Source organism: Rahnella sp. Larv3_ips (assembly GCF_003697865.1).
Classification (GTDB): Bacteria; Pseudomonadota; Gammaproteobacteria; order Enterobacterales; family Enterobacteriaceae; genus Rahnella; species Rahnella rivi.
This window is the reverse complement of record NZ_MJIB01000016.1, coordinates 1-4,487: the sequence shown is the minus strand read 5'-3', so window position 1 is coordinate 4,487 and position 4,487 is coordinate 1. Positions and strand designations below refer to the sequence as shown.

The following is a 4,487-nucleotide window of genomic DNA, read 5'->3' as shown; positions in this document are numbered from 1 at the left end:
TCAAGTGGCTTTTGAGGTGTATGTTTTTCCCACAAAACATAAGGAGTTGTTAATAATGGCTATACCAGCATATTTATGGTTGAAGGATGACGGCGGAGCAGATATCAAAGGTTCTGTTGATGTCCGGGGACGTGAGGGGAGCATTGAGATAGTAGGTTTGACACATGACGTTTCAATACCCAATGACAACAATACAGGAAAGCCGACAGGCACCAGGATTCATGCGCCGTTTACTTTCGATAAAGAAATCGATTCATCGACTCCCTACATCTATAAAGCAATATGTACCGGACAAACGCTCAAATCAGCTGAAATAAAATACTACCGTATTAATGATGCTGGGCAGGAAGTCGAATATTTCAATACCTTTTTAGAGAACGTAAAAGTTATTGGAATTATTCCAATGATGCACGATATTAAATCTGCGTATGGCGAAAAGAGGAGTCATATCGAATATGTAGAATTGAGATATGAAAAAATCACATGGAAATACCTGGATGGAAACACTCAGTATTCTGATAGCTGGGATGAACGCACTACTGCATAGGGAGATGTAAAAATGGTTTGGACATATAAACAGAGTACCGGTGAAATGTTTCATGACGGTGTATTAGTTGGACAAGGTTATTCGGGTGCATTGACCAACAAAAACAATCCAGATCGCCAACATGTTAGAGGAATGGGGCCTCTGCCACGTGGGACTTACCGAATTGGTTCCACAACGGCATCTAAAGGCCCCATGACGATAGAACTTCACCAGACATCTGGCGATTCTTTTGGTAGGAGCCTATTTCGTATTCATGGCGAAAGAACGCATGGTCCGGCAGGTTTCGCATCTGAGGGTTGCATCATCCTGCCGCCAACAGTACGTCATCAAATTCGAGGGTCGTCTGAATCTCTTGAGGTAGTGAGATGAGAGTTTTTGCTGCACTTTTATTTTTTCCTGTGATGGCTTTTGCTGCGGCCTCTCCGCAAAAATTACGCAGTGAAATCCAAAAATATGGCGAAACTGAATTCTCTGAAAAAGTATCATCAGATGATTGGAAAACCGCACTTGAAAATATTGCCAACGGTCAAAATGATTGGATATCTTTGGCACCAGATTTAGCGTCAGTGATCAATCTGCAACAGGCAGAACAGCTTTCCGAAGCACTTTATTATGCTATTGCCCCAAATGCTAAAGAGACATTGAATACTCTCGCCATACTCGATAAGCACAAATATAAGCATCAGCAAGGAAGCGTTCTATCCTGCGTTTCACCGTTAAATAAGCCTAAAGAAGAAATGATGCGTATTTATAATGAAACACGTCTGGCATTGCTTGATGTTTCTGGCGTTGAATCCGCAACCTGTCTATGGTCACTGGAAGGCTGGATGGAACAGGTTAAACAGGAAGATGCTTCAAAAATTAATAAGTAGTTTATGGCAGAAGAACATGCCTTAAATCGTGTCCTTTACTGAGGAATGATTAAGATTATGGTGGGATGAGGCGGGTTAAGTTTTTTAGTTAAGCTCCGGCCAATTCTCAACCATTGCGAAATGTAATTCTGTATCATTGTGACGGTAATGTAATTTTTGCCGACGCCTGGAATGAAAGGGTGACAGCTTAAATGGCTCTAAATTGTAATTTTGTGCTGAATGGCATGGAAACTTCCATTTTGAGCTGTGCTGGTGTAGGCAATTTCCCTGCCTTCTCAGGCCAGTTAGTTGGTCGAAATAACCCAACATTAACTAACATTGCAGATCTGGGACCACTTCCTACAGGGCGTTATTTTATTGTCAGCCGCGTTTCTGGGGGGCGCTTAGGCGGCTTAAGAAATGCTGTCCTTAAATATGGTTACGGCACTGACAGAGATACATGGTTTGGGCTCTATCGCAATGACGGAAAGATAAACGATGAAACTTTTATTGAAGGCGTTAAACGTGGAAGTTTCCGGCTTCATCCAATCGGACCAAAGGGACTCAGTGAGGGCTGTATTACTATGACATCACAATCTGATTTTGATTATCTTCGGACTGCATTGCTGGGTACCTCCATGATCGGTGTTCCGGGGTCATCGCTAAAAGCGCATGGAACGATCAGAGTGACGCTCGGATGAAGTGGGTTAAGTATTTTTTTGCCGCATTGGGCTACCTTGTGGCGTTCTGCATACTGATGACCATCTTTACCCAAGTGATTGACAGCTATGCTACAGGTGAACAGATAGAAAGTTTCGCTCAATTTTGGGGAGTACATGACATAGAGGGAATGCTAGACCTTTATGTCGATGCCTCACTCATTGTCTCAGGCTTAATATCTATTCTGGTAATCCTGTTGTATCGCATTTATATCCGGCGCCATTTAAGATCATCAGACTGAAATACTCAGCAATTGGAATAAAACGCCCACCAGTTCGAAACAGGCAGCGTACTTCATCTGATTGAGCCGGATATTAATCAGGAGCTGTACGGCCTGCCGGAATACCTCAGCACCCTCAACTCAGCCTGGCTGAATGAGGCCGTGACGCAGTTCCGCTGAAAGTATTACCAGAACGGCGCGCACGCCGGATATATCCTCTATATGACCGATGCGGCTCAAAGTAGCTCGGACATCGATCAGATGCGTAAAGCGATGCGGGACACGAAAGGTCTGGGCAACTTCCGCAACCTGTTCATGTACGCGCCGGACGGGATCAAGATTTTGCCGCTGAGTGAAGTCGCTACGAAAGACGACTTCTTTAACATCAAGAAGGCCAGCTGGAACGATTTGCTATGCGCGCATCGCTTACCGCCGAAGGTGATGGGGATTATCCCGGAGAACAGCGGCGGGTTTGGGGATTCGGTTAAGGCCTCGCAGGTATTTGTGCGGAATGAGCTGACGCCGTTGCAGGAACGGCTCAAGGAGCTAAATGCGTGGTTTGGGGAAGTAGTGGTCAGATTTACTGCTTACGAACTAACGCCGGAATAGCAGCCTAAAAAGATAAGGCTGCTATTCCACTGCCCGGGCGTAACTTATTAGTTACTTTCCGGGTATTTTGCCTTCAGCTTCGCAAGTCTGCTTGCGTCCTGTTCAGTAAAATTCCCATCCCCAAATATCGGGTTCCCTTCAGCATCATCGATACGGATAACAGTAACAGTAAATACTGCATCAGCAGGCGCTTCAATTTTTCCCCAATCTGAATAAGGATTAGGAGCCAGATTCCATTCGGCCTTTTCACCTGGTTCTAGTCCACCAGAAATATTATAACTAAAGGAATCAGTGTACCAAGGTACTTCCCTACCTGGACTTGATATCACACCTTTGAAAGAAACGCGTGATACAGCTTTTGTTGTACTATTTTCAACACTTAGAGCGATGATAGGCTGATCTCTTCCATATTTTTGTTTCTCGAAATAGAAACGCGAACGAATAACCTTAAAAGCCTCAAGTTGCTTTAAACTGGCTTCGGCGGCTTTCTGTTTAGCCTCAAGTTCTCCAATCTCCTGACGTGCCTGAGTCTTTTCTTTTTCGGCTCTCTCTTTTCTGACGGTGTCCGCATAACTAATAACTTCTTCACCTGTCTTTCCCGATAGATCGAGTTTCATTCTCTCGTCAATCGTTGAGGTATCTTTATTCATGCCTGCTTTCATTATGTCACCCAGACTAAGGTGAGAAAAAGCAACTACTTTCAAAGCATCATCATAGGTTGCACGTTTATTTTCAGGTAACGACTCCCTGACTTTCTGAATTGATGACTTCATACTTTCATCGCTGGAAGTATCTATTTTGGGTTTATCACAACCACTTAAAAGAAAGGCCAAGGTAAGCACTATTGCTATTTTTTTCATAACTATCCCTATTAGACAAACACAACTCTTAGACGGATCGTAGCCCCAGAGTAGATCATACAAAAAACTCACTTGAAACTTGAAAACAGCCTAGGGTGCCACAATTTGTGGATTTTTTGAATGGCTTCACCTCGGCGCGTGCAATGTTAACCGACTGCCCGCTTCTGAATTGACTCATTGTTTTTAATGCATAGTCTCAATCACCGGAAAGCCCTACAGACTGAGCGATCCAATATCTTTTGATCCTTTTTGGATCATGCAAAAACATGCAGGTGATGCATACATAGTTCCTCATAGAGCTATTCTATGAAATCAATGGATTTTTCCCGCACCGTTTACATCAAAAATCACGGCAATTAACTCCTCTTTTGCGGTTACCGCCATTTCCGCAATCCAAATGGCAACCCTCTCACGTTCATCATGATCACAATCTGTAGATGTGGCTAATTTGGCAATTAACGCGATCCTCTCTAACAAAGCAGCTGTTCTAATCTTTCCATCCCCAACCCATTTAACTGTGTGTTTATACAATGTGGTGGATTTTTTTAGATATGATTTCCATATATTTCTTAATGTTATGCATGGCAATTATCTGCCACCTAAATGCTTCACCTGCTAAATAGACAATCTTTGCCTTGCGGTAGAAGTCCATATTGTTCAAGTGGCTTTTGAGGTGTATG

The 4,487-nt window shown here is 43.4% G+C and carries 6 protein-coding genes and 1 pseudogene; 5 read left to right on the top strand and 2 right to left on the bottom strand.

What is annotated here, in order from left to right; genetic code table 11:
- Positions 1-55: 55 nt before the first annotated feature.
- The 5 genes and pseudogenes from ED901_RS19445 to ED901_RS19420 all read left to right on the top strand — a co-directional run.
- Positions 56-547: an Hcp family type VI secretion system effector gene (locus ED901_RS19445; protein ID WP_056774700.1), complete on the top strand. Its 492-nt coding sequence runs from the start codon at positions 56-58 to the stop codon at positions 545-547.
- Between the two features lie 12 nt (positions 548-559).
- The gene (locus ED901_RS19440; protein WP_122096974.1) at positions 560-916 is read left to right on the top strand and encodes a tlde1 domain-containing protein; all 357 of its coding nucleotides are present in this window, start codon (positions 560-562) and stop codon (positions 914-916) included.
- A complete protein-coding gene (locus tag ED901_RS19435; RefSeq protein WP_122096973.1) occupies positions 913-1,419 on the top strand; it encodes a hypothetical protein in 507 nt (168 codons plus the stop codon). The genes ED901_RS19440 and ED901_RS19435 overlap by 4 nt, the downstream gene beginning before the upstream one ends.
- Positions 1,420-1,643: 224 nt before the next feature.
- Positions 1,644-2,099, top strand: a complete 456-nt coding sequence (locus ED901_RS19430; RefSeq protein ID WP_238485104.1) for a DUF2778 domain-containing protein — start codon at positions 1,644-1,646, stop codon at positions 2,097-2,099.
- A gap of 284 nt (positions 2,100-2,383) precedes the next feature.
- Positions 2,384-2,947, top strand: a pseudogene (locus ED901_RS19420) (phage portal protein); the annotation flags it as partial.
- 47 nt (positions 2,948-2,994) lie between these two features.
- Here ED901_RS19420 and ED901_RS19415 read toward each other — a convergent pair.
- Positions 2,995-3,807 carry a DUF6694 family lipoprotein gene (locus tag ED901_RS19415; protein WP_122096970.1) on the bottom strand — a complete coding sequence of 271 codons (813 nt, stop codon included), beginning with the start codon at positions 3,805-3,807 and terminating at the stop codon, positions 2,995-2,997.
- A 312-nt stretch (positions 3,808-4,119) separates the two neighbouring features.
- The gene (locus ED901_RS19410) at positions 4,120-4,338 is read right to left on the bottom strand and encodes a hypothetical protein (protein ID WP_122096969.1); all 219 of its coding nucleotides are present in this window, start codon (positions 4,336-4,338) and stop codon (positions 4,120-4,122) included.
- Positions 4,339-4,487 lie beyond the last annotated feature (149 nt).

Coding starts and splice junctions, on each gene's coding strand:
- ED901_RS19440 (WP_122096974.1), top strand. CDS start 560: ATGGTTTGGACATATAAACAGAGTACCGGTGAAATGTTTCATGACGGT.
- ED901_RS19415 (WP_122096970.1), bottom strand. CDS start 3,807: ATGAAAAAAATAGCAATAGTGCTTACCTTGGCCTTTCTTTTAAGTGGT.
- ED901_RS19430 (WP_238485104.1), top strand. CDS start 1,644: ATGGAAACTTCCATTTTGAGCTGTGCTGGTGTAGGCAATTTCCCTGCC.
- ED901_RS19435 (WP_122096973.1), top strand. CDS start 913: ATGAGAGTTTTTGCTGCACTTTTATTTTTTCCTGTGATGGCTTTTGCT.
- ED901_RS19445 (WP_056774700.1), top strand. CDS start 56: ATGGCTATACCAGCATATTTATGGTTGAAGGATGACGGCGGAGCAGAT.